The sequence below is a fragment of the Cohaesibacter intestini genome (assembly GCF_003324485.1).
Classification (GTDB): Bacteria; Pseudomonadota; Alphaproteobacteria; order Rhizobiales; family Cohaesibacteraceae; genus Cohaesibacter; species Cohaesibacter intestini.
Map to the genome: position 1 here is coordinate 89,593 of NZ_QODK01000005.1, position 24,784 is coordinate 114,376.

The following is a 24,784-nucleotide window of genomic DNA, read 5'->3' on the forward strand; positions in this document are numbered from 1 at the left end:
GTTTGACGCGCCGGACCTGGGAGGGCCGGCATTCATTAGGGAGGAAATCATGAAATTCATTAAGGCAATTCTGTCAGCTGCGGTCATTGCCGCAGTCTGCATCGCAGCCCCCGCTCAGGCCGCACCAAAGCGCATCGCTCTGGTGGTCAAGGCTCTGGGCAACGGATTCTTCGAAGCCGCAGCCCGCGGCGCAGAGGAAGCCGCAAAAGAGCTGGGCGATGTAGAAATCATCTATACTGGGCCAACCGACACCACCGCTGAAGGGCAGATCGAAGTCATCAACTCGCTGATTGCCCAGCGCGTCGACGCCATCGCCATCTCCGCCAATGACGCCGAAGCCCTTGTCCCGGCACTCAAGAAAGCCATGAACCGGGGTATCACCGTCATTTCATGGGATTCCGGCGTGGCTCCGGAAGGCCGTCAGGTGCATCTCAACCCCTCGTCCAACGCCCTCATCGGCAACATGATCATCAAACTCGCAGCCGATCATCTGCCGGACGGCGGTGAAGTGGCTGTTCTCTCGGCAACCGCGACCGCCACGAACCAGAATATCTGGATCGAGGAAATGAACAAGGTGATGGGCAACTATCCCGGCATCAAGGTTGTCGCAACCGTCTATGGGGATGATCTGGCGGATAAATCCTACCGCGAAGCACAGGGCCTGATGCAGACCTATCCTGATCTGGATGCGATCATCGCCCCGACCTCCATCGGCATCGTTGCTGCTGCGCAGGCGGTTGTCGATGCAGGCAAGGTTGGCAAAGTCAACGTCACCGGCCTTGGCCTGCCGTCCGAGATGGCCGGTGCCATCGAGTCCGGAGCCTCCAAGTCCTTTGCGATCTGGAACCCCATCGATCTGGGCTATTCGGCAACCATGATCGCTCATGCCCTCGCCAATGGTGACGCAACCGCAGAACCCGGTGCAAAAATCCCGATGGGCCGCATGGGAACCCTGACGCTGGATGACGACCGTGCGGGCGCAATGTCTGACCCGTTTGTCTATGACAGCTCCAACATCGACGCCTTCAAGTCGATCTTCTGACATGTCCGCTTGTCCCGGCGGGTTTCACTCCGCCGGGACACCCCAACCCTCTGAAAACTCGCCATGTATATGCAGACACAGACTGACAGCGCCTCCGGGGTCTCGGTCGACGCGTCGCAGGACGCCGCGCCGCTTCTCACGCTCGAGGGCATCACCAAGAGTTTTCCGGGCGTGAAAGCGCTCTCGGACATTGCACTCTCCCTCTATCCCGGCAAGGTCACCGCTCTGGTGGGAGAGAATGGAGCAGGCAAATCCACGGTCGTCAAAATCCTGACGGGCATCTATCAGCCTGACGAAGGCACCATCACGGTCGATGGCCAAGCCCGGCACTTTCCCACGGCACAGGACGCTGCCGATGCAGGCATCACCGCCATTCATCAGGAAACCGTTCTGTTTGACGAGCTGTCCGTTGCCGAGAATATCTTTCTTGGCCATGCCCCCAGAGGCCGGTTCGGCCTGATCGACTGGTCCGAGATCAATCGGCGTTCCAGCGCGATCCTTGCGGAAATCGGCGCAGACCTCGACCCCTCAACCAAGCTGAAGGATCTGGGCATCGCCAACAAGCATCTGGTCGCCATCGCCCGCGCTTTGTCTATCGATGCCCGCGTGGTGATCATGGATGAACCAACCGCGGCCCTCAGCCACAAGGAAATTCAGGAGCTTTACGAACTCGTCGAGCAGCTCAAGAAACAGGGCAAGGCGATCCTCTTTATCTCGCACAAATTCGACGAAATCTTTCGCATCGCCGACAATTATACCGTCTTTCGCGATGGTCAGTTCGTTGGTGCCGGCGCGATGACCGATGTGACCAATGACGATCTTGTCAAGCTGATGGTCGGGCGCGAGATCGCCCATATCTTCCCAGAACGAACCAGCAAAATCGGCAACGAAGTCCTCAAGGTGGTCGGCTACGAGCATCCGACCGAGTTTGCCGACATCCGTTTCGAGTTGCATCAGGGGGAAATTCTGGGTTTCTATGGCCTTGTCGGCGCAGGCCGGTCGGAATTCATGCAATCCCTGTTCGGCATCACTCGCCCGTCCAAGGGGGCAATCCGCATTGACGGCGACGTCGCGGTCATTCGCTCCCCCGCCGCCGCCATCAAGCACGGCATCGTCTATGTGCCCGAAGACCGTGGCAAGCAGGGAGCAATCACTGCCCTGCCGATCTTCCAGAATGTCACTCTGCCCTCGCTCGGCCGGACCTCGCGCGGCAGCTTTTTGCAGCTGGCCGAAGAGTTCAAGCTGGCACGCGATTATTGCGAGCGTCTCGATTTGCGGGCGGCCTCGCTCGATACCAATGTCGGCAACCTGTCGGGCGGCAATCAACAGAAGGTGGTGATCGCAAAATGGCTGGCAACCCAGCCCAAAGTCATCATTCTGGATGAACCGACCAAGGGCATCGACATTGGATCGAAAGCCGCCGTGCACGAATTCACCGCCGAGCTGGCGGCTCAGGGACTGGCGGTCATCATGATCAGCTCCGAAATCCCGGAAGTTCTGGGCATGTCGGATCGTGTCATCATCATGCGTGAAGGCCGTATCGTTGCCGAAGTCAGCGGTGACGACATGAATCCTGAAACGCTCGTGCGTCATGCAGCAGGGATCAAGGATCACTAAGCCATGCTGAAACGACTTGCCACTTCGCGAGAAGCGCTGTTGCTGGGAGCCATTCTGGTTCTGCTGGCGCTGATCTCGACTCGCTTTCCTGCTTTCATTACGCCATCCAATCTTGTGGGCGTTTTCAATGACACCTCGCCGCTCATCCTGTTGGCGTTGGGGCAGATGATTGTCATCCTCACCAAATGCATTGACCTGTCCGTCGCCGCCAATCTTGCCCTCACTGGCATGGTCGTCGCCCTCGTCAATGTGGCGGCTCCCGGCGTGCCTGTCGCGGTGATCCTGCTAGTTGCCATCACCCTTGGCACCATCATGGGCATGTTCAACGGCCTGCTGGTCTGGAAGGTGCAGATCCCACCCATCGTGGTGACGCTTGGCACCATGACCATCTATCGCGGCATCATCTTCCTCTTGTCCGATGGCAAGTGGGTCAATGCCCATGAAATGAGCCCTGCCTTCAAGGCCTTTCCCCGCATGGAATTGCTGGGATTGCCGATGCTCAGCTGGTTCGGCATCCTCGCGGTGATCCTGTTTTATTTCATCATGACCCGCACCACATTGGGACGCGCTTTCTATGCCGTGGGCGGCAATCCCCATGCAGCAGTCTATGCCGGAATCAATGTCGGCTACACGCAATTCTGGGCCTATACCATCTCGGGCGCATTGTCCGGTCTTGCAGGCTATTTGTGGGTGTCCCGCTATGCGGTCGCCTATGTGGATCTTGCCGGAGGGTTCGAGCTGGAGGTGGTCGCTGCCTGTGTCATCGGCGGGGTGTCCATTGCTGGCGGTCTTGGAACGGTTGCTGGCACCCTGCTTGGCGCACTGTTCCTTGGCATCGTCAAGAATGCGCTTCCCGTGATCAACATCTCCCCCTTCTGGCAGTTGGCTATCTCCGGTGCGGCCATCATCATCGCCGTGGTCTTCAATGCGCGCGCCAATCGCACCAAAGGCCGGGTCATTCTCAAAAGTGCGGAGCAAACGGCATGAGCATCGCATCCAATCACTCCATTCCAGACCGTCTGCAGTCTCCTCTCCAGCGAAGGCTCAAGAGCTGGGAAATGCTCCTGTTGCTTGTGGCCATCGCCATCTTTATCGCCAATTCCTTCGCGTCCCCCTACTTCCTGGATGCGTGGAACCTGTCCGATGCCACCTTCAACTTTACCGAAAAGGCGATGATTGCCTTTGCCATGGCGCTGCTGATCATATCCGGAGAGATCGATCTCTCCGTTGCCTCGATCATCGCTTTGGCATCCACTGCCATGGGGGCCGCGGTTCAGATTGGGGCCGACACCCCGACACTGATCATCGTCGGACTTGCCGTTGGCCTTGCAGCCGGGGCTTTCAACGGCTTTCTGGTCACCGGACTGGGACTGCCATCGATCGTAGTCACGATCGGCACCATGAGCCTGTTCCGCGGCATTGCCTATATCGTGTTGGGTGATCAGGCCTATCGCGGCTATCCGGCGAGCTTTGCCTATTTCGGGCAGGGCTATGTTTATTGGGTCTTCAGCTTCGAGCTGGTGCTGTTCGCCATGCTGGCCATTCTTTATGGCATCCTCTTGCACAAGACCAACTTCGGCCGCGCGGTCTTTGCCATCGGCAACAATGCCACCGGCGCTCTCTTTTCCGGCATTCGGGTCAACCGGGTCAAATTCTCGCTGTTCCTGCTGACCGGACTGATGTCCGGGGTGGCTGCCATCTGCCTCACGTCGCGCCTTGGCTCGACCAGACCCTCCATCGCCCTTGGCTGGGAGCTGGAAGTGGTAACCATGGTGGTGCTCGGCGGGGTCAACATTCTGGGAGGCTCCGGTTCCATTCCCGGCGTTGTCATTGCTGCCTTCGTCATGGGCCTTGTCACCTTCGGGCTCGGCCTGCTCAATGTTCCGGGCATCGTTATGTCGATCGTCATCGGGCTGCTGCTCATTTCGGTGATCGCCCTGCCACGCCTATGGGCCAAGATGAGGAGAAAAAGCTGATGGAGAAGTTCGCCTTCAAGATGAAGCTCCTGCCCGGCATGGAAGCCGAGTATGAGACGCGGCACGACGCCATCTGGCCCGAGCTTGTCCAGTTGCTCAAGCAGGCAGGCATATCGGACTATTCCATCCATCTGGACCCGGAGACCAACATCCTGTTCGGCGTGCTCTGGCGCGAGGATGATCACGGGATGGATACCCTGCCCCAAGAAGAGGTGATGCAGAAATGGTGGGTCTATATGGCCGACCTGATGGAAACCCATCCGGACAATGAGCCGGTGGCAAAACCCCTCAAGACCGTTTTTCATCTGCCTTGAAGCGACATGTAACAAGACCATGATCAAACCCCGTCACATTGCCGTCATCGACATCGGCAAGACCAACGCCAAAGTGGCTCTGGTTGATACTGAGCATTTTGAGGAAATAGCCGTCGTCACCCGCGCCAACAGGGTGCTGGAGGGGCCGCCATGGCCACACTTCGATCTGGAGGGCCATTGGGCCTTCATTCTTTACGCATTGAAGGCGTTCCATGCAGACCATGGAATTGACGCCATATCGACAACAACCCATGGTGCATCTGCAGTCTTGCTCGATCAAAATGGGGATCTGGGCGCTCCCATGCTCGACTATGAGCATCACGGACCGGACAGTCTGCGCGAGGAATATGATGCCCTTCGTCCTGCCTTCTCCGAGACCGGATCGCCACGGCTCGGTATGGGGCTTAATCTGGGTGCGCAACTGCACTGGATCTTTGCCACACAACCGGATCTGAAGGCGCGAACAGCGACCATTCTCACCTATCCGCAATATTGGGGCTATCGCCTGACGGGGCAAATTGCCAGCGATGTCAGCTCCCTTGGCTGTCACACGGATTTGTGGGACCCGTACAAACGCCACTATTCCAGCCTTCCCGAGACTCTGGGCATCCGCGAGAAGATGGCCCCACCCCGTCCTGCGACGGACTGTCTTGGGACGGTTCTGCCCGCCATTGCCAAGGCAACGGGCCTGTCCGCCTCGACCCCGGTTTTTGTTGGCATTCACGATTCGAACGCCTCCCTGCTTCCCCATCTGATGGATAGCACGCCCCCCTTCTCGGTGGTCTCCACCGGCACGTGGGTGATTGCCATGGCGGTCGGCGGCGAGCAGAAGGACCTTGATGCGGCAAAGGATACTCTGATCAACGTCAATGCCTATGGTGCTCCCGTTCCCTCGGCCCGGTTCATGGGCGGGCGAGAATATGAAATTGCCATGCAAGGGCAAAAAATCACCCCGACCAACGAGGATATTCGCGCCGTTCTGGACAAAGGCATTTGCCTGCTCCCGGCTCTGCAGAATGACAGTGGCCCCTTCATGAGCAGGACAACCAAATGGATCGGCGGCGAGCCAGCGATCGACAGCGGCGTGCGTGCCGCAGCCTTGTCGCTTTATCTGGCAATGGTCACAGCGCATTGCCTTGAGATGATCGGTCACCGTGGCACGATTATCGCGGAAGGCCCCTTCACCAAAAACCGCCTGTATCTCGACATGCTTGCGACCGCGACCGACAGCGAAGTGCACGCCTGCAAGGCCAGCACGGGCACATCAATCGGGGCTGCGATGCTGGCGGTCGATGGCAATCCCGACATACCCGCCTCAACATACCATCACCCAAGGCAAGACCTCAGCGCCTATGCCCGCCTCTGGTGGGATCTGGTCGCAAGGCAGGACGACGGTCCGTAGGCACCGCATCACGAACAGGCGCGTCAAACCCTTCAAACAGCCCTCAATCCGGACCAGACAGCAAGGCCGAGACCCCCACCCACCTTGACAGCAACAAACAGGAGGTGATATGACACCGATGTCATGACACCGATGTCATAGTCGTTTGATGTCTTGTCGAGGAGGATCTATGGCTACAATCTATGATGTCGCCAAGAAAGCGGGTGTTTCCCCTAAAACAGTATCCAGAGTGCTGAATGGGGATGCTCCGGTGCGGCAACAGACGCGAGATGCGATTGAAGCGGCCATCAATGCGCTGGGATATGTGCCATCCAACGCAGCGCGGATGATGCGCTCGAACAAATCCGGTCTGATCGGACTGATCACCGGCGCAATCTCGCATGGTCTTGAACCGACCGAGCCCGAAGGCCTCCCCGACCTGTTCATCGTGCAGGGCATTCAGCAGATGATGGCTGAAAGCGGCAAAACACTGATGATAGCCGATACCAACAATGTTGCCGGACGGGTGCCTCACCTCATCAAAACCTTTCTGCAACATCGGGTCGAAGGTCTCATCTATGTGGCCGACCATCACAAGAAAGTCGAGCTGCCAGACATCCCCGCCGCCTGTCCGATTGTTTTGGCCAACTGCTTTGATGATGTCGGCCATCCCGCCATTCTGCCCGATGACCGGACCGGTCAGAGGGAGCTGGTGACAAAGCTTATTGAGAATGGACACCGCCGCATAGCCTATCTCACCCTCGACAAGACCCTTGTTGCGACCGGATTGCGGACAAAGGGCTATTGCGATGCCCTGGCCAAGGCAGGTCTGCCCTATGACGATGATTTGGTGATGATGGGATATGAGGAAGGCCGGGAGAAGGACAGCCAGCTATTGGTGCAGGCCGTTGAGCGCCTTGTCTCTCTGGACCAGCCACCCAGTGTTATTTGCTGCGGCAATGATGAAATGGCCCTGCGCCTCTATGGCATTCTGCGCTCGCGCAACATTCGCGTTCCGGACGACATCTCGGTTGCCGGCTACGACAATTATCGCGTCATTGCCGAAACGCTTTTCCCACCTTTGACAACGGTCGAACTGCCCTATTTCAAACTCGGCCAGACGGCTGCCGACCATTTGCTCAGATTGATTTCTGGAGAAGAGGACGTTCCAGAAAGTCCCGGACTCTTGCAAGGGCCCGTTTTCTGGCGGGATTCGGTCATCAAACCGGATCCCACACTTACCTAAAATTCTATGGGAGGAATTTCAATGAAACTGACCAAGACATATCTTGCCGTTCTATGCGCATCAACCTTGCTGTCCGGTGCGAGCTTTGCGCAAACCGACCTGTCTCTGTGGTACCATGGCGCAGGGAACGAGGTAGAGAGCAAAATCATCAATCAGATCGTCAGCGACTTCAATGCAAGTCAATCTGACTGGAATGTGGTTCTGGAGAGCTTTCCGCAGACCAGCTACAACGACTCGGTCGTGGCAGCAGCACTGGCCAAGAACCTGCCGGACATCATTGATGTCGACGGTCCTGTCATGCCCAATTGGGCCTGGTCGGGATATATGCAGCCGCTGCAGATAGATGAAGCCAAAGTTGCAAACTTCCTGCCCGGCACCAAGGGCATCTGGAATGGAAAGCTTTATTCCATCGGACTTTGGGATGCGGCGGTTGCCCTTTATGCACGCAAATCGACGCTTGAAGATCTCGGCCTGAGAACACCGACGCTCGACAAGCCATGGACAAAAGACGAGTTCATGGATGCGTTGGAGAAAGCCAAGGCGTCCGGCAAATACAAATATGCCCTCGATCTGGGCATGAATGATCAGGGGGAATGGTACCCATACGCCTTTTCACCCTTCCTGCAGAGCTTTGGCGGCGACATCATTGATCGCTCCACCTACAAAACAGCAGAAGGCACTCTCAACGGAGACGAGGCACTGGCCTTTGGCGAATGGTGGCAGAGCTTGTTCACCAACGGCTATGCGGCAGGCACCAGTGAAAGCCCGGCCGACCAGCAAAATGGCTTCATAGACGGCAGCTTCGCCTTCCAATGGAATGGCAACTGGCGGGCCGTGGCCACGATGGCTGAAGTCGATGATGTGGTCTTCCTGCCTGCCCCTGATTTCGGCAAGGGGTCAAAGATCGGTGCCGGTTCGTGGCAGTTCGGCGTCGCGGCAACCTCCAAACATCCCGATGGTGCCTCCGCCTTCATCGAGTTTGCATTGCAGGATAAATACCTGGCCGCCTTCTCCGATGGCATCGGGCTGATTCCATCGACCGCCACCGCCGCGCAAATGACCAAGAACTACAAGGATGGCGGTCCATTGGCCGTGTTCTATGGCCTGTCCAGCGCCCAAGCCCTCATTCGTCCGGTCACACCGGGTTATGTCGTGCAATCCAAGGTCTTCACCAAGGCCATGGCCGACATCGCCAATGGGGCTGATGTCGCCGACATGCTTGATGCTGCGGTGGACGAAATCAACGCTGACATCGAAAAGAACAGCGGTTACGGACACTAGCAATCACAAAGGAAAGTCCGCACTTCGGTGCGGGCTTTCGGCTTATCCGAAGGGAGGATTGGATGGCATCGAAATTGACTCGGTCCAACCGGGCAGGATGGGCCTTTGCGCTTCCGGCCTTCACACTGCTGTTCCTGTTTATCATCTTGCCGTTTTTCTTTGCATTTTGGTTTTCATTGACCAATCAGCGCCTGATCTCGCCAAACCCCACTGAATTTGTCGGCTTGCAGAATTACGAAAATCTGCTGGGCGTCGCCATCGTCACGCTCAAGCCAGACCGCGATGAAAACAATCAGATCATTCGCGATCGCGATGGTGAAATCTCCTATCCACGCGTCCGAACGATCACACGAAGCCCCGACTTTCCGCAATATAAGGGCATGCGCGAATGGTTCCGATGGCAGTCGGGAGACGAAGCGAAGGTGGTGGTCGCCAAAGATGTGGTCTTCATGAAAGCCCTCGTCAACACCATGCTCTTTGTCTTGATCATTGCCCCGTTGCAAGGGGGTGGTGCCTTGGGTCTGGCACTGCTGATCAATCAGAAGCTGCGCGGCATCAATGCCTTTCGCACCATCTATTTCATGCCGGTGGTCATATCGATTGTGGTCATCTCCTTGTTGTGGCGCTTCATCTATGACGGTGATGACGGGCTGCTCAACAACATCGTCTCAGCACTGACATTTGGAGCCTTCGAACCCGTTGACTGGCTGGGCAACAAGGACACGGCACTCGGTTCGATCATCGTCATGTCGGCCTGGCAGGCCATGGGTTTTCACATGGTGATCTGGCTATCTGGCCTCCAGACGATCCCGGCAACATTGTATGAAGTAGCGGCCATTGAAGGGTCGTCACGCTGGCAAACCTTCCGCTATGTGACATGGCCGGGCCTGAGAAACACGGCAGTTCTGGTGCTGATTGTCATCACCATGCAAGCCTTTGCCCTTTTCTCGCAGATTGACGTGATGACCAAAGGCGGGCCGCTCGATTCCACCCAGACACTGGTATTCCAGGCAGTTCAGCGCGGCTATGGCAAGCAGGATATTTCCGGAGGCTCGGTGATCTCGGTGATCCTGTTCTTCATTGTCCTGACGATTTCGCTGATTCAGCGCTATCTTACGAGGGAGAAACGATAATGGCTTTGGTCTCCGGGCAAAATCACGGTCTGCGCTTGCTGTCTCGCTATCTCGTTCTGGCACTGGTGGCGATGGTGTTCCTGTTCCCTCTGCTGTTCATGGTGGTTTCCTCCTTCAAACCAGATGGGCAACTGCTTGCCGACACGAGCTCGTTCAGGGCCTTTCTGCCGGTTGGCGACATCAGCCTTGATAACTATGCCGCAGCCTTCCAAAGAGCCCCCATCGGTCAGTTCATGTTGAACTCGATGTTCGTCACCATCGTGACGGTCATAGGTTCAATCGCGATCTGTTCGGTTGCCGCTTTCTCGTTTGTTTTCCTCAACTGGACAGGCCGCAATATACTGTTGACCATCATACTGGCCACCCTGATCATTCCGTTTGAAACCATCGCGGTTCCTCTTCTGCTGATCGTTTCAAAGCTTCCGTGGATGGGCTTCGAAGGCATGGAATGGGGCTGGCTCAACACATATCGGGTTCAAATCATTCCGTGGATTGTTGATGCGCTGACCATTTTCCTGTTCGTTCAGTATTTCAAGGATCTGCCGCGCGAGCTGATTGAAGCGGCCCGTGTGGAAGGTGCCAGCTGGCTATCGATTTACCGTCGGGTGGTCATGCCCTTATCCGGTCCTGTTCTGGCAACGGCAGCCATTCTCAAGTCGCTCAAAATGTATAACGAGCAATATCTCTGGCCTTTGATCGTGGTGCAGGATGAAGCGCACAGACCGATCATGGTGGGGCTTGGCTATTTCTTCCAGCTCGATGTCGCTTGGGGCGAGCTGATGGCCTATCTGACGCTGATTTCAGTGCCCGTCCTCGCCTTTTACCTTCTCATGCAAAGAGCCTTTATCGCGTCAATCGCGTCAACCGGCGTCAAAGGATAGCTAACAATGGTGATCGCACTCAAGGATCAGTGGATTTGGGACAGCTGGTATGCCCATGACGGGGCGCTTTGGCATGGCTATTTCCTCAAGGCCGACAAATCCCTCAAAGATCCCGATCTCAGACACTTCAACGTTTCTCAAGGCCATGCGACAAGCACGGACCTGATCAACTGGACCCATCTGGGCACGTGCTTTGCGCCAGCGCAGGAGCCAGCCTTCGATGACAAGACCACATGGACCGGATCGGTTGTAAAGGGGCCTGACGGCCTGTGGCACCTTTTCTATACCGGCACCAGCCAAGCGGAAAAGGCGCTCTATCAGCGCATTGGCCATGCCACCTCGACCGACATGCACAATTGGCAGCGCGTCAGCACCGAGGCCTGCCTTGATCTGGTTGGTGCAGCCGCCCGCCACTATGAAACAGACCATATGATCGGCCATTGGCACGATCGGGCAATGCGCGATCCATGGGTCATGCCTGACCCGCAAGGCAACGGCTGGCTGATGTATTTTACAGCCCGTGGGTCAGATATCGAGGAGGCCAACGCTGCGGGTGCCATTGGCTTTGCCATGTCAGAGGACCTTTATCACTGGACCCTGCAGCCACCGGTCTTCGTCGGCGACTTTGGTCAGTTGGAAGTCCCTCAAATATTTGAGGTCAACGGCCGTTGGTATTGTCTCTTTTGCACATCGGCAGAGCATTGGTCGCAAAGCAGGATCAGCAAAACCGGGATGACGCCTGTGACCGGCAACCATTACCTGATTGCCGATGATCCAAGAGGCCCCTGGCGCATGGCCCCCGGCTTTTTGGACGGCGGGCTGCCCTGTCGCCGCTATGCCGCGCGTATTTTGAAGACAGACAATGGACTGGTCATTTTGGGATTTGACGACAATGGCCGCGAGGACTTTGTCGGCGAAATCAGAGCCCCTGAACCGGTCCTGATTGATGAGGAAGGCTATTTGCAATTGGCCAAAAACGGGGAGGCCGTGTGATGGCGAAGGTGGTTCTGAAAGACATTCACAAAACATTCGGCAACGTGGACGTCATCAAAGGGGTGGATATCACGATAGAAGACGGTGAGTTTGTTGTCTTTGTCGGACCGTCCGGATGTGGCAAGTCGACCCTGCTCAGGATGATTGCCGGGTTGGAGGATGTAACCTCTGGCACTCTGGAAATTGGCGGCAAAATCGTCAATGAAGCGCCGCCCAAGGAACGAGGCATCGCGATGGTGTTTCAAAGCTACGCCATATTTCCGCACATGTCGGTGCGCGAAAATATGGCCTTCGGACTGACGATCGCAGGCGCTTCGAAAGAGGAAAAGGCGCGCAAGGTCGCCGAAGCGGCGCGCATTCTGCAAATGGAAGATTTGCTGGATCGCAAACCCAGTCAGTTGTCCGGTGGCCAAAGGCAGCGCGTCGCAATCGGACGTGCCATCACCCGCAACCCATCGGTGTTTCTGTTCGATGAACCGCTCTCCAACTTGGACGCGGCCTTGCGGATGGATATGCGCATGGAAATCGGCCAGTTGCACAATCAGCTCGACGCGACCATGATCTATGTGACCCACGACCAAGTGGAAGCCATGACACTGGCCGACAAGATTGTTGTGTTGAAGGATGGCAAGGTCATGCAGATCGGCGCCCCGATGGAGCTGTATCACAATCCCGCCAACAAATTCGTGGCCGGATTTCTTGGGGCCCCTTCGATGAATTTCATCGACGTGGATGTCCATGATCTTGATGAACAAACTGCGATAGTCGGCAACGAATCCGTAGAACCGGTCCGGGTCGAAACCAAAGGGCGTATGTTCGCCAAGGGCGGCAAGGCGATATTGGGCATTCGGCCCCAATATCTCAAACAGGCGCAAGAGACGGCCGGCCTATTGCATGGCAGTGTCACGTTGACGGAACGCCTGGGAACGGAAACCGTGGTCGACCTGTCGCTGGCCGATGGAAGCAAGATGATCGCCTCATTTGACGAAGATCTCGTTTTGCAGCCAAACGCCCGGATCGATCTCACCTTTGATCCGAAGCAAGCCCATCTGTTCGCCCCTGAATGAAGCGGACAGACAGTCCGCCTCCAATCAGAAGACCAGTCACTTAGTGCAGAGCCAAGCACAGGCGGGGCTTGAGAAACCCGCTAGACATCCCTGCTCCCCCGTCAGATTTTCTTTGCCATGGAATAGTCCGTGATCTCAAACCCCAGAGATTGATAAAGAGCGAGGGCCCGCTCATTGAAAGCGAACACATGCAAGGCGATTGTATCGATCCCCAGCCGGGACACTTCGCGCTCCAAGGCCTGCATCGTGGCACGCCCATAGCCTTTGCCCTGATGTTGATCATCGATCTGTATATCGTAGAGAAAAGCCGATCGCTGTTCAAAATCGGTTTTGACGGCAAACCAGATTGATCCGACTTTTGCACCCTGCTCGTTGATCACTTCAAAGAAATGGTGATCGGGTGTGTCCACTCCTTCAGACAGATAATGCGACATGCTTGATTTGGCAAAAGCGCGCGCAGCGTCGAGCGTGCAGCCAAAGGTCTTCTGCTTGTCTTTGGCATACTCTTCGGTGCAGATGTCAAACCAGCTTTGAAAGCGGCTGGCCGCCATGGGAGACAAGGAGACATCGATGGTGGTGGTGCGCGCTTGGGACATGGGAAACGTTCTTTCTAACCGAGAGAAGGCGAGGATGGGCAATAGGCATGACAACCACGCGCATGATAGAAAATGTCAGCGATGCCCGATAGGGACTGTCCCGACCTTTCGAAGATCGCAGACCATAGGCTAACCGCACCCGGCCGGATCGATAGGCCGTTGGGCGTCTGACTATGCCGCAATTTCAAACAGGCCCGCGGCACCTTGTCCACCACCAACACACATACTGACGACGCCATAGCGTGCGCCCCTGCGCTGGCCTTCCAGCAACAAGTGACCAGCCATCCGAGCCCCTGACATCCCGTAAGGATGGCCAATGGAGATGGCCCCGCCATTGACATTGAGCTTGTCACTGTCGATCCCGAGCGCATCGCGGCAATAGATGAGTTGCGAGGCAAAGGCCTCATTGATTTCCCAAAGATCGATATCATCGATTGTCAGGCCATTGCGTTCGAGCAATTTGGGAATGGCCAGCACCGGACCAATCCCCATTTCATCCGGCGCGCAGCCCGAGACGGCAAACCCCTTGAAGGCTCCAAGCGGCTTCAAACCTCGCCTGTCAGCTTCTCCGGCCTCCATCACCACCAGAGCGGAAGCCCCATCTGACAGTTGGCTGGCATTGCCTGCCGTGATGCATTTGTCCTCCCCCAGAACAGGGGTAAGCTTGGACAGCCCGTCCAGCGTCGTGGATGGTCGATTGCACTCATCCTGATCAAGGGTCACGGACTGTTCGATCATGTCGCCGGTCTCGCGGTTCTTGACCTGCTGGATCGTGCTGACAGGGACGATTTCGTCTGAAAACAGATTGGCCTTTTGTGCGGCTGCGGTCCGCATCTGGCTTTGCAGCGCATAGGCATCCTGCATCGCACGGGTGACACCATAGCGCTCAGCGACAATCTCTGCGGTTTCAATCATCGAAAGATAATAAGCATCCGGGACATTGGGATCGCGGTATCTGTGGCTGTTCCAATGGGCGTTCTGAACCAGCGAAATACTGTCCAGCCCCCCAGCCATTGCGACATCCACCCCTTCATTCATAACCATATGAGCTGCAATGGCGATGGCATTCAGACCAGACGCACATTGGCGGTCGATGGTCACTCCTGCGACGCTGTCAGGCAGCCCTGCGGCTTGCGCAATATGCCGGGCAACATTGATGCCCGTGCTTCCCTGCGTCAGGGCGGACCCCATCACCACATCCTCGACATCCTCGCCACGAACACTCGCACGATCCATCGCCCCCCTCACCGCATGGGCTGCCAAACCAGGCCCTTCAAGATTGTTGAATGCCCCGCGATAGGCCTTGCCAATCGGGGTGCGGGCGGTCGATACGATTACGGCTTGACGCATAGTGCTCTCCTAAAGGGCTTCCAGACCACACCAATTGGCAATGAACAGAGCCGTTGCCTTGGTGACCTTGTTGATGCTGTCGATGGACACCCGCTCATTAAAGCCATGAATGGCCTCGGCCTTCGGACCATAGACAAGGGCGGGCATTTGCCCATACAAGCCAAAAAAGCGCGCATCCGTGGTTGCGGTGATGGCGAGCTTCTCCAGTGGCTTGCCCGTGACAGACTGGTGGGCTCCCTCCAGTGTGGCGATGCTTTGCCGGGCATTGTCGCTACCATCCTCGGACAAGGCATAACCTTCGGCAAGAAAGCCGTGATAGACAATACGCGGCTGGTTGTCCCGCAAGAAGGCATTGCTCTTGGCAGCTTCCTGCAACACGGCTTCGATCTCGGCCCGCATGTCATCGATGCTCTGGCCGGGAAAGATCCCCATGCGCACGTCGAACACGCACCAGGCAGGCACAGAACTGGTCCAGTCCCCCCCGACGATCTTGCCAACATTGAGATTGAGCGGATGGTGGACATGAGCAAAATCCGGGTGACGCAGATCCGGCCCGTTCCACTTGGCTTCCAACTTGTGCAGTGCCTCGATCAGCGGAATGGCCGCCTCGATTGCATTGGCCCCATCACCGGCATAGGCAACATGGGTGGGCAGCCCCTGCAAGTGAACCTGAAACCAGATGACACCGACCTGAGCGGTGACAAGGGCACAATCAAAGGGTTCGGGGATCAGGGCGGCATCCGCGCGATAGCCCCGTTGAAGACAGGCCAGAGCGCCGTTGCCAGTGCATTCTTCCTCCACCACGGATTGGTAAAAGACATCCCCGGCGGGTGCCAGTCCAATCGCCTTCAAGGCATCAAGGGCAAACAGATTGCTGACCAATCCGGCCTTCATGTCGCCAGCGCCCCGCCCATACATCCAGTCCCCATCGACATGGGGGGCGAAGGGCGGCTGGTCCCACATGGTCAGCGGACCTTCGGGCACAACATCGATATGACCGTTGAGAATGAGGGACTTGCCGGTCTGCCGCCGACTGGTATGGCGACCAACCACATTGACGGCATCCTCATACTCCCCGATCACCGGCGAGAAGCCGGGCAGATGCCGGATGTCGGCTACATCGATCGTCCAGCGATCCACCTCCAACGACCGCGCCTCAAGAGCTTCAGCCATGAATGCCTGCGCCGATTGCTCCTGCCCCCGCGTCGAGGGATGAGAGACCAGTTCGGACAGAAAGTCGAGTTGCTCGTCAAACGCTGCATCGACAGCGCCCAGCAAGCGAGATGTTAGCTCTTGATCCATGGTACCTCCCGGTATCGCTTTGTATCTGATGCGCTTCTAACCCGCGCGACCGGCAGCTGTCAGAAGGTTGGTATGTCGCCCTTGGGCAAAGCCAGTGGCGCACCGGTTGCCGCGATGATCATGCTGAGGTCTGCATCACGCGCCCGCTCGATCAGTCGGAAGCCCTGCTCCGTCACATCAATCACGGCCAGTTCGGTGAAAATCCGGGACACACAGCACCGGGCAGTCAAGGGAAGCGAGCACTGCTCCAGCAATTTTGGATTGCCCTTGCGATCCGTATGGGTGGTCAACACGATCACCCGCTTTGCCTTTTGCGCCAACTCGATCCCTCCTCCAGCACCGGGCGAGAATTTACCGGGGATCTTCCAGTTGGCGAGATCGCCATTTTGCGCCACTTCAAACGCGCCAAGCATCGTCAGATCCAGCCTGCCCGAGCGCACAATGGCAAAGGATGTGGCGCTGTCGAAAAAGGCGCTGCCCGGCACCGTCGAGACATAGGCTCCACCGGCATCAATCAGGTCCCTGTCCGCAGCATCCGCGCTCATTGTCGGGCCAATGCCCAGCAGACCATTTTCAGTATGCAGGGCGGTTTCCATGTCATCGGGCAAATGGTCAACCACCTTGGTAGGCAGGCCGATGCCCAGATTGACAAGCATGCCCGGCGTGATCTCGCGAGCCGCTCGGGAAATCATTCTGGTCTTAGCGTCTGACAACAGCATATTCCTCATGCAACAGCGAAATGGGGACGACGTGATCCACGAAGGCACCCGGCGTATGAACGGCATCCGCATCGATGCCCCCCACCGCGACACATTGATTGCTTTGCGCGACCACACAATCCGCAGCCATCGCCATCAACGGATTGAAGTTACGGGCCGTTTTGGTGAAGCACAGATTGCCGAACACATCCGCACATTCCGCATGGACCAGTGCGATGTCGGCCCGCAAGGCCGTCTCGATCAGATAGTTTGCTCCATCCATCGCAACCACCTGTTTGCCATGCGCCAGATCCGTATCGATGGCGATGTCGGTCACAAAGCCTTTCAGGCCAGCCCCACCACACCTGATCCGTTCGGCCAGAATGCCCTGTGCACAGAATTCGACCTCGACATCGCCTCTATTCATCATGGCAATGGCGTTGGCATTGAGCCCCAGATGGGTGGTAATCAATCGGTCGACCTGCCCCGATGCCAACAGATGATCGATGCCCATCCCCTGTTCATTGGCGTCATTCTTGATGAGGGTAAGCCCCTTTTGACCTTGCCGCACCAGCTCGGCAATCAGATTGAACGGGGTGCCCGGCACCCCAAATCCCCCAACCATGATTGTCGCCCCATCAGACACCTTGCCAATGGCCGCCTCGATTGAGGCCCTTTTATCGCCAAGCCTCATGATGCCTTGACCTGCAGGTCAAACTGTTCAGCAAAAGCATCAAGGCTATCGATCAAGATGGCCATAATCTCATCAATCTGCTCTTCAGTGACGATCAAGGGCGGGCAGACGAGAATATGGTCGCCCTCGACACCACCACGGGTGCGCCGCGAATAAATGATCAATCCGCGCTCATAGGCCCGCTCGACCAGCTCCAGATAGGCGTTGTAGGCTTTGGGCAGCGGCGTCATCGTGTCCCGGTCGGAAACCAGCTCGAAGGCCAGCAACAGCCCTTTGCCCCGCACATCGCCAATGAACGGATACCGATCCATCAGAGCCGTCAGTTTGACCTTGAGAATCTCTCCCATAGCCGCGCAATTGCTGATAAGGTCAAGCCTCTCCATTTCTTCCATCACGGCCAGCCCTGCCGAACAGGCCAACGGATTGCCCGCATAGGTAAAGCCATGCAGGAATCCGCCTGCATCCAGCAAAGCCTCGACGATGCTTTCCCGTGCAACAACGGCCCCCAGTGGCGCATAGCCCGCCGCGAAGCCTTTGGACATGGCAACAATGTCCGGCACGATGCCCCAATGATCGGCGGCAATGAACTTGCCCGTGCGCCCGACCCCGGTCATGACCTCATCATAGATCAGCAGAATGCCGAACTCGTCGCAGATTTCCTGTATCCGCGCATAGTAGCTGTCAGGCGCGACCAGCGCGCCGGTTGACGCGCCGCCAATCGGCTCCATCAGGAAGGCGAGAACCGATTCCGGGCCTTGCGCAATGATTTCATCGCGCAACAGCTCGGCATATTTCAATCCGCGCTGCTCATCCGTGAGATTGTCCTTGTCCAGATAGCAGGTGGGCGCAGCAATCTTGGGCATGTCGCGCAACATCGGAGCAAAGGGGTGCACGAGCGGATCATAGCCGGTCAGGGCCAACGCCCCAAAGGTACAGCCGTGATAGGATGGAAAGCGCGAAATGACCTTCCATCGCTCCGGCTCGCCTTGGGTGATCGCAAATTGCCGGGCCAGCTTGACTGCACTTTCAACAGCCTCCGAGCCGCCGGAGACAAAGAAAACCCGATCCAGATCCCCCGGCATCAGCGTCGCAACCTTTTGCGCCAGCTTTTCAGAGGACTCAGTGCGAAAATGCAGTCGATAGCCGAAGGTCGACTTGTCCATCTGCGCCTTCATCGCGGCCAGCACATTGGGATTGGAGTGCCCGATATTCGACACCATTGCGCCAGAAGAGCCATCGATATACCGCTTGCCGGTTTCATCGAACATATAGATCCCTTCGGCGCGATCCAGAAAGGGACGCGGTTGACGGGACTGATAGAAGAGGTTTGATTTCTCGTCGGTCATTTCGCGTTTTCCAGATGCTTTCTGAGGAAGTCCTTGGTTCGATCCTTGGTCGGATTTCGGAAAATCACCTCCGGTGGGCCTTCCTCGACGACGACACCCCCATCCATAAACAGCACCCGATCACAAACGGATTCGGCAAAGCCCATTTCATGGGTGACGATGATCATCGTCATATGTTCCTCGGCGAGCATCTTCATCACCTGATTGACCTCTTCAACCAGTTCGGGATCCAGTGCCGAGGTGGCTTCGTCAAACAGCATCAATTTGGGCTGCATCGCCAAAGCACGGGCGATTGCAACCCGCTGCTTTTGCCCGCCCGACAATTGCGACGGATGGTAATCAATGCGCTCAAGCATGCCCACGTGATCGAGTTGCCGCTCAGCCAGAACATTGGCTTCGTCGTCGGAAATGCCTTTCAGCAATTTGGGAGCGAGCGTGACATTCTCCCGTACCGTCAGATGCGGAAACAGATTGAAATGCTGAAACACCATGCCGATATACTGGCGCACCTGATTGATGTGTTTCTCATATTGCGCATGGGGCAATTGTTTGTTGACCTGCAGCCCATCGAGCCAGACCTCGCCGGACGTCAGGGGATCGAGATCATTGATGGCCCGCAGCAAGGTCGATTTGCCAGACCCGGACGGCCCGATGATCGCGACGATCTGCTGGCGTTCGACCTGCAGGCTGATATCCTTGAGAACCTCAAGATCACCAAAGCATTTCTGGGCGTGGCGAATATCGACGAAGGGGTGTGTTGTGGTCATTCTATTTTCCTTCCGACATGATTAGCGTGAGGCTTGAACGCGGCGCTCAAGATTGCGCAGCACCGCTTCCATTCCCAGATTGATGATGTAGTAACAGACCGCTGCCACGGCATAGAATTCGAACGGTCGATAGGTGCGCCCGATCGCCAGCTGGGCCGACAATGTCAGCTCGGTAACGCCAATCACCGACACCAGCGCGGAATCCTTGAGCAAAGCGATCATATTGTTGCCAATCGGCGGAATCACATCCCTGACCGCCTGCGGGATGACCACATAGCGCAGTGCATGCATGCGGCTCATGCCAAGGGTGCGCGCAGCCTCCATTTGTCCCTTGTCGACCGCCAGGATACTGGTCTGGATCAGTTCGGAATTGTAAACGGCGAAATGCAGTCCCAAGCCAATGAAACCAGCCACAAAGGCGGGCAGATCAATGCCAATCTGGATCAGGCCGAAATAGATCAGGAACAACTGCAACAGCAGAGGTGTTCCCATGAACAGCCATTCAAAGGCTTTCATCGGCCAACGGACGAAGCGCGGTGCATATAGGGCAACCACAGCAAAGAAGATGCCGCCGACAAAGCTCAGGATAGCAGCCGCTGCCGTGATTGCGATGGTCCAGGCGACCCCCAACAGGATCACATCGAAAAAGCCCGGTACAACGGAAAAATCAAGCCCCATGACGGCCTCCTGTCATTGCTCTTGCTGTCATTGGATCCGCACCTTTCTATCCAGCCAACTGATGCCCCGGCTGGTCGCGTAAATGATGATCATGTATAGGGCCCCCGACAGCATGAACATCTCAAAGGGCTTGTAGGTTGACCCGATAAAGCGCTGCGCCGTGTAGGTCAGCTCGACAACCGAGATGGCGGCCACCAGCGCCGTTCCCTTGATCAGGGCATTGATGTTGACCCCCAGCGGTCGCACCATCAGCCGGAACGCCTGAGGCAGGACGACATAGCGCATGGCTTGCCACCGGCTCAGACCAAGGGTCCGGGCGGCTTCTGTTTGACCCTTCTGAATGGCGACGATCGCACCGCGAATGGTTTCGGTCATATAGGCGCCGATATTGACGCCAAGACCGATCACCCCGGCTTCGAAAGCATCGAGCTGGATACCGATCTGCGGTCCACCGAAATACAGCAGAAACAATTGGATAAGAGCTGGCGTGCCGCGAAACAGGCTGACATAGCTTGCGCCAATCAACCGGATCGTCTTGACGCGAGACAAGCGGGCCGCAGCCCCCAGAGTTCCACAGACCAACCCCAGAATGGTCGTCAGGATGGACAGCTGAATGGTGAGCCACGCAGCGTCCAAAAAATGCGGATAAACCTTGAGAATTAGGTCGATGTCCATAAATGGCATTCCTTAGTGATGGTCTTTGCGGTCAAGCAAAGGAAGTGCCTGTATCTCACGCACCAATGCTGCGGTTTCCTCGATGGCAGCCGCAAGAAAGGCCTTGCCATTGTCTGCGGTCGCGACCGTTGGATCCCCCATGGTGCCATCGGGCGAGGCCGCAGACCACCAGCGCATCAGCATGGCTTTGCCACCACCGCGCGCCAGATCAAGATTGAAGAACCGGCTATCCGGGTCATGCACCGTCTGATTTTCAGCACGGTCCAACGCCACCAGCTCGGGAAGCAGATGCATATAAATCGCGGTTTCGAATTCACCGGCATGGGCAATCCCGCCCGTGTCTGACACTCTGATCTCATTGATGCGATCAGCGCACAGATTCCAGTAGGACGCCGAAACACAGATGATGCCGGTTTCGATCACCGTTTTGCGGGCTGCCAGATCCAGAACCGGATGATTGGAGCCATGAGAATTGAGCAACAGAATGCGCCGAAACCCGTGATGGGCCAACGACTTGGTAATATCGGCAACAAACGCGATCAGCGTTTCCGGTTGAATCCAGATAACACCCGGAAAGTCCTTGTGATGCTCGTTGAAACCATAGGAAACGGGAGGCATGACCAAAACCCGGTCAGGCATGGCTTCGGCGACGCCGTTGGCGACGGCCATCCCCAGAACGGTATCAGTATCGAGCGGCAAATGCGGCCCATGATCTTCCGTCGAGGAAACATTGAGGATAACGACTCGATCCTTGTCGATGTCGCGCACCTGTTCCCACCTCAACTTACCATAGTCGGTTTGCATTGAGATTTCTTTCCAGCATGCGACCCGCCGCATTGCGCACACGGCGGGCCGAAGAGAGATCCGGTTAGCGAATATCGCCACCAACCCACTTGTTGGCAATTTCGAGATAGGTGCCGTCGGCCATCATCTCGTCCAGCGCCTTTTGCATCGCCGCTTTCAGCTCCGGATTGCCCTTGCGGATAGCAATCCCGGCACCGAATTTCTCAGCGTCCAGATCTTCGATCATCGCGTATTTCTGACCATTTTTCTTCATGGCAAGAATCGCCGCGATGGAATCATTGATGATGGCGTCCACCCGGCCATTTTCCAGCTCAAGCAGCAGCTCCGGCAACCCTTTATAGGTGCGGATCGTGTAACCCTGCTCGCGCGCCCATGCTTCATGGGTTTCACCAAGCGTGACACCCAAGGTCGCGTCACCCAGTTGCTTGACGCTGGTGATCTCGGAGCCTTCCTTGGTGAAGATGGCCCGCTGCGTATTGTAGTATGGACCAACAAAATCAACCACTTTGGCGCGTTCTTCGGTGATCGACATGGAGCCGACAATCGCATCATACTTGTTGGCCAGAAGGCCACCGATAATGCCGTCCCACGCGGTGGTGACGATTTTGGTTTTCAAGCCCATACGCTTGGCAATTTCGGTTCCCACGGATGGGTCGAAGCCGACCACTTTGTTCTCGTCATTGACGAAGTTGAACGGAGGATAGGCGCCGCTCATCGCAATGCTGATTTCGCCTTTTTCCTTGATGGATTCGAGTTCATCTGCGACGGCTGGGGCGCTGAAGCTGAGGCTTGCAAGCGCAAGGGATCCTGCTGCGAATGCAACTTTGAACGCATTGCGAGGGTTGAACATGTCTTTCTCCTGTTTGTAGCTACAAACTGTTCTCTGAATGGATTGCCTATTTTTTGGTAGTGACTATTCTTGCGCCACCTTGCGCTGACGGTCGCATGACCTGTATCATCAATCAAATAAATAATTCCAATGTTAGAAATAGACTGGATCTATAATGAGACCCTATGAGCAACGGTTTCCATGGAATTTGGACTGGAACCTGCTGAGAACATTTATGGTTCTGGTTGAACAGAAAAGCATTACCAAGGCAGCTGACTTCCTTGGCCTCAAACAACCCACTGTCAGTGCGGCCTTAAAAAGACTCGAAGATGTGACCGGCCACCGGCTGATTGTGCGCAAACCCAATCATTTCAAGGTCACATCGGCAGGCGAGATTCTATACAAGGAATGCTCGTCAATCTTTGGCAGTGTCTCTCAGTTGCCGTCCCTGATCGACAGAAGCGAGGACGAGCTTCGTGGCCATATCACCATCGTCACCGCCAGCCACGTTGTGTGCCCTCAGCTTGATGAGGCACTTGCAGAGTTTGCCAGATTGCACCGCAATGTCACCTTCGCCATTTCCGTGTCCGACAGCCGCGAGATCGTCAATCAGGTCTCCCAGAATCGGGTGAGTTTCGGCATTTGCCTGATGAACAAGCCGCTGAGCAACTTGAATGTTCAGGTGATGTATCGCGAGTTTTTCGGTCTTTATTGCGGCCCGCATCATCGGCTTTTCGGACGCAATGACATCGAGATATCGGAACTGGAGGGCGAACAGGGTGTCTCCTTCCAGACAGAGGTCGAAGGCGGCCCGCTGGAACCCGTCTCGGATCTACGCCGACGCGTGCAAGCCGAAACGCAATGGCAAGGCGTTTCCTCAAATCTGGTTGAGATCCGCCGGATGATCGTCGCCAATGTCGGCATCGGGGCCTTGCCTGTCCATGTGGCGCAGAATGACGTCAAGAAAGGCCTGTTGCATCAATTGCCGCCTTATGAGGACTTGCCTGTTGTCGATGTCTATTTGGCCAGCAACCCCAAACGCCGCTTTTCGGACGCTGAAAGAGAATTCTCCCGTTTGTGCAAGACGCATATCTTTGACAAACCAATGGCGGAACGAACTTTCTTGTAAGATCAGTCACCCAGTGGCTGGGCACCAATCTGGCCATGATAGGCCGTCAGCGAAGCTCTGATCCGCCGCAGATTCTCGTTGGCAAGGTCGGCCCGGCTTTGCGCAACCGCCAGAGCAATCGCATCAATCAGCACAAGATGGGCATAGCGCGAAGCAGTCGGTTTGTGAATATCCGGATCTTCGGGCAGGTTGGCGGTGATGGCATAGTCCGCCAGTGTTTCCAAAGTGGTCTTCGGTTTGGAAATGACGATCACCTTGGCCCCATAGCCAGACGCAATCTCTGCAGCACAGATCAGCTCACGGGCCTCACCGCTGTTGGAAATGATCAGCAGCGTATCCTCGGGCCCCAAGGTTGCAGCCCGCATTTGCATCAAATAGCTGTCACTGACGGCAACCGCCGGAATGCCGAGGCGGAAGAACCGGTTCGCCGCTTCATTGGCAACCATCGTAGAACCGCCCCCCAGTCCCAGCACCAGCAATGTCCGTGTCTCCGACAGTCGCGCCTGAGCGGCTTCAAGGCTCGCAGGGTCGATCTGTTGGCGCATGACATTGGCGGTGGCATACAAAGCCCCCAGAATCCGATCAATCGCCGAAGCGCCTTTCGCGGCCTCCACCGCAGCCTCGGGACCCAGATATTGCAAACTGACCGCCAGATTCTGCGCCAGCTTGAGCTTGAAGTCACGAAATCCCTCGCATCCCAGCGATCGACAAAAGCGGATCACAGTCGGTGAACTGACCCCCACCGCTTCGGCGAGATTGGCGATCGTCATTTCCGAGATGCGTTCCATGTTTGCGTTGACATAGTCGGCCACCCGCTGCTCGCGCGTGGCAAAGGTGCCATCCATTTGCTTGAGAGCGGAAATGATATCGACGGTTTGTTTTTGCATGTGTGGGGACAAGAAGTAACTCCGGATAAGTGTCAGTCAGGGGCATTAAGGGGTGCTCAGCACGAAATCCGGCCATGCGCCTTCCCGGCAAGTGTACT

General features: G+C 56.5%; 25 protein-coding genes. 13 read left to right on the top strand and 12 right to left on the bottom strand.

Features of this window, described 5'->3' with window-relative positions:
- The first annotated feature begins 49 nt into the window (after positions 1 to 49).
- The 12 genes from rhaS to DSD30_RS17115 all read left to right on the top strand — a co-directional run bounded on the left by rhaS (position 50) and on the right by DSD30_RS17115 (position 12,931).
- Entirely contained in the window at positions 50 to 1,042 is a 993-nt protein-coding gene (gene rhaS / locus DSD30_RS17060) for a rhamnose ABC transporter substrate-binding protein (RefSeq protein ID WP_114010945.1), read from the top strand.
- 69 nt (positions 1,043 to 1,111) lie between these two features.
- Positions 1,112 to 2,659, top strand: coding sequence for a sugar ABC transporter ATP-binding protein (locus DSD30_RS17065; RefSeq protein ID WP_114011129.1), 1,548 nt, complete (start codon positions 1,112 to 1,114; stop codon positions 2,657 to 2,659).
- Between the two features lie 3 nt (positions 2,660 to 2,662).
- On the top strand, positions 2,663 to 3,646 hold the full coding sequence (locus DSD30_RS17070; RefSeq protein WP_114010946.1) for an ABC transporter permease: 984 nt from the start codon (positions 2,663 to 2,665) through the stop codon (positions 3,644 to 3,646).
- Entirely contained in the window at positions 3,643 to 4,635 is a 993-nt protein-coding gene (locus DSD30_RS17075; RefSeq protein WP_114010947.1) for an ABC transporter permease, read from the top strand. Before DSD30_RS17070 ends, DSD30_RS17075 begins: the two co-directional genes overlap by 4 nt.
- Entirely contained in the window at positions 4,635 to 4,949 is a 315-nt protein-coding gene (gene rhaM, locus DSD30_RS17080) for an L-rhamnose mutarotase (protein ID WP_171022114.1), read from the top strand. The genes DSD30_RS17075 and rhaM overlap by 1 nt, the downstream gene beginning before the upstream one ends.
- A gap of 22 nt (positions 4,950 to 4,971) precedes the next feature.
- Complete coding sequence (locus DSD30_RS17085) at positions 4,972 to 6,351, top strand: FGGY-family carbohydrate kinase (protein WP_425359474.1); 1,380 nt, start codon at positions 4,972 to 4,974, stop codon at positions 6,349 to 6,351.
- A gap of 169 nt (positions 6,352 to 6,520) precedes the next feature.
- Positions 6,521 to 7,576 carry a LacI family DNA-binding transcriptional regulator gene (locus DSD30_RS17090; RefSeq protein ID WP_114010949.1) on the top strand — a complete coding sequence of 352 codons (1,056 nt, stop codon included), beginning with the start codon at positions 6,521 to 6,523 and terminating at the stop codon, positions 7,574 to 7,576.
- Between the two features lie 21 nt (positions 7,577 to 7,597).
- Positions 7,598 to 8,857 (top strand): ABC transporter substrate-binding protein, encoded by a 1,260-nt coding sequence (locus DSD30_RS17095; RefSeq protein ID WP_114010950.1) that lies wholly within the window; start codon positions 7,598 to 7,600, stop codon positions 8,855 to 8,857.
- A 62-nt stretch (positions 8,858 to 8,919) separates the two neighbouring features.
- Positions 8,920 to 9,990 carry a carbohydrate ABC transporter permease gene (locus tag DSD30_RS17100; protein ID WP_114010951.1) on the top strand — a complete coding sequence of 357 codons (1,071 nt, stop codon included), beginning with the start codon at positions 8,920 to 8,922 and terminating at the stop codon, positions 9,988 to 9,990.
- Positions 9,990 to 10,871, top strand: a complete 882-nt coding sequence (locus tag DSD30_RS17105) for a carbohydrate ABC transporter permease (protein ID WP_114010952.1) — start codon at positions 9,990 to 9,992, stop codon at positions 10,869 to 10,871. The genes DSD30_RS17100 and DSD30_RS17105 overlap by 1 nt, the downstream gene beginning before the upstream one ends.
- 6 nt (positions 10,872 to 10,877) lie before the next feature.
- A complete protein-coding gene (locus DSD30_RS17110) occupies positions 10,878 to 11,864 on the top strand; it encodes a glycoside hydrolase family protein (protein ID WP_114010953.1) in 987 nt (328 codons plus the stop codon).
- Positions 11,864 to 12,931 carry an ABC transporter ATP-binding protein gene (locus DSD30_RS17115; protein ID WP_114010954.1) on the top strand — a complete coding sequence of 356 codons (1,068 nt, stop codon included), beginning with the start codon at positions 11,864 to 11,866 and terminating at the stop codon, positions 12,929 to 12,931. The genes DSD30_RS17110 and DSD30_RS17115 overlap by 1 nt, the downstream gene beginning before the upstream one ends.
- 101 nt (positions 12,932 to 13,032) lie before the next feature.
- On the opposite strand, the gene DSD30_RS17120 is transcribed toward DSD30_RS17115, so the two are convergent.
- From DSD30_RS17120 to DSD30_RS17170, 11 genes are all read right to left on the bottom strand, one after another.
- Positions 13,033 to 13,527, bottom strand: coding sequence for a GNAT family N-acetyltransferase (locus DSD30_RS17120; RefSeq protein ID WP_198663012.1), 495 nt, complete (start codon positions 13,525 to 13,527; stop codon positions 13,033 to 13,035).
- 171 nt (positions 13,528 to 13,698) lie between these two features.
- Positions 13,699 to 14,877 carry an acetyl-CoA C-acyltransferase gene (locus DSD30_RS17125; RefSeq protein ID WP_114010955.1) on the bottom strand — a complete coding sequence of 393 codons (1,179 nt, stop codon included), beginning with the start codon at positions 14,875 to 14,877 and terminating at the stop codon, positions 13,699 to 13,701.
- A 9-nt stretch (positions 14,878 to 14,886) separates the two neighbouring features.
- Positions 14,887 to 16,179: an ArgE/DapE family deacylase gene (locus DSD30_RS17130; protein WP_114010956.1), complete on the bottom strand. Its 1,293-nt coding sequence runs from the start codon at positions 16,177 to 16,179 to the stop codon at positions 14,887 to 14,889.
- 59 nt (positions 16,180 to 16,238) lie between these two features.
- Positions 16,239 to 16,898: a 3-oxoacid CoA-transferase subunit B gene (locus DSD30_RS17135; protein WP_245418523.1), complete on the bottom strand. Its 660-nt coding sequence runs from the start codon at positions 16,896 to 16,898 to the stop codon at positions 16,239 to 16,241.
- Positions 16,879 to 17,571 carry a CoA transferase subunit A gene (locus DSD30_RS17140; protein ID WP_114010958.1) on the bottom strand — a complete coding sequence of 231 codons (693 nt, stop codon included), beginning with the start codon at positions 17,569 to 17,571 and terminating at the stop codon, positions 16,879 to 16,881. The genes DSD30_RS17135 and DSD30_RS17140 overlap by 20 nt, the downstream gene beginning before the upstream one ends.
- A complete protein-coding gene (locus DSD30_RS17145) occupies positions 17,568 to 18,917 on the bottom strand; it encodes an aminotransferase family protein (RefSeq protein WP_114010959.1) in 1,350 nt (449 codons plus the stop codon). Before DSD30_RS17145 ends, DSD30_RS17140 begins: the two co-directional genes overlap by 4 nt.
- A complete protein-coding gene (locus tag DSD30_RS17150; protein WP_114010960.1) occupies positions 18,914 to 19,684 on the bottom strand; it encodes an amino acid ABC transporter ATP-binding protein in 771 nt (256 codons plus the stop codon). Before DSD30_RS17150 ends, DSD30_RS17145 begins: the two co-directional genes overlap by 4 nt.
- A 21-nt stretch (positions 19,685 to 19,705) precedes the next feature.
- On the bottom strand, positions 19,706 to 20,362 hold the full coding sequence (locus DSD30_RS17155) for an amino acid ABC transporter permease (RefSeq protein WP_114010961.1): 657 nt from the start codon (positions 20,360 to 20,362) through the stop codon (positions 19,706 to 19,708).
- Positions 20,363 to 20,389: 27 nt separating this feature from the next.
- Entirely contained in the window at positions 20,390 to 21,037 is a 648-nt protein-coding gene (locus tag DSD30_RS17160; protein ID WP_114010962.1) for an amino acid ABC transporter permease, read from the bottom strand.
- 12 nt (positions 21,038 to 21,049) lie between these two features.
- The gene (locus DSD30_RS17165; protein WP_157967754.1) at positions 21,050 to 21,841 is read right to left on the bottom strand and encodes a creatininase family protein; all 792 of its coding nucleotides are present in this window, start codon (positions 21,839 to 21,841) and stop codon (positions 21,050 to 21,052) included.
- A 64-nt stretch (positions 21,842 to 21,905) separates the two neighbouring features.
- Positions 21,906 to 22,691, bottom strand: coding sequence for a transporter substrate-binding domain-containing protein (locus tag DSD30_RS17170; RefSeq protein WP_114010964.1), 786 nt, complete (start codon positions 22,689 to 22,691; stop codon positions 21,906 to 21,908).
- Between the two features lie 154 nt (positions 22,692 to 22,845).
- On the opposite strand from DSD30_RS17170, the gene DSD30_RS17175 reads away from it, so the two are divergent.
- Positions 22,846 to 23,799 (top strand): LysR family transcriptional regulator, encoded by a 954-nt coding sequence (locus DSD30_RS17175; protein WP_280955320.1) that lies wholly within the window; start codon positions 22,846 to 22,848, stop codon positions 23,797 to 23,799.
- Between the two features lie 2 nt (positions 23,800 to 23,801).
- Here DSD30_RS17175 and DSD30_RS17180 read toward each other — a convergent pair whose 3' ends face one another.
- Positions 23,802 to 24,686: a MurR/RpiR family transcriptional regulator gene (locus DSD30_RS17180; protein ID WP_114010966.1), complete on the bottom strand. Its 885-nt coding sequence runs from the start codon at positions 24,684 to 24,686 to the stop codon at positions 23,802 to 23,804.
- Positions 24,687 to 24,784 lie beyond the last annotated feature (98 nt).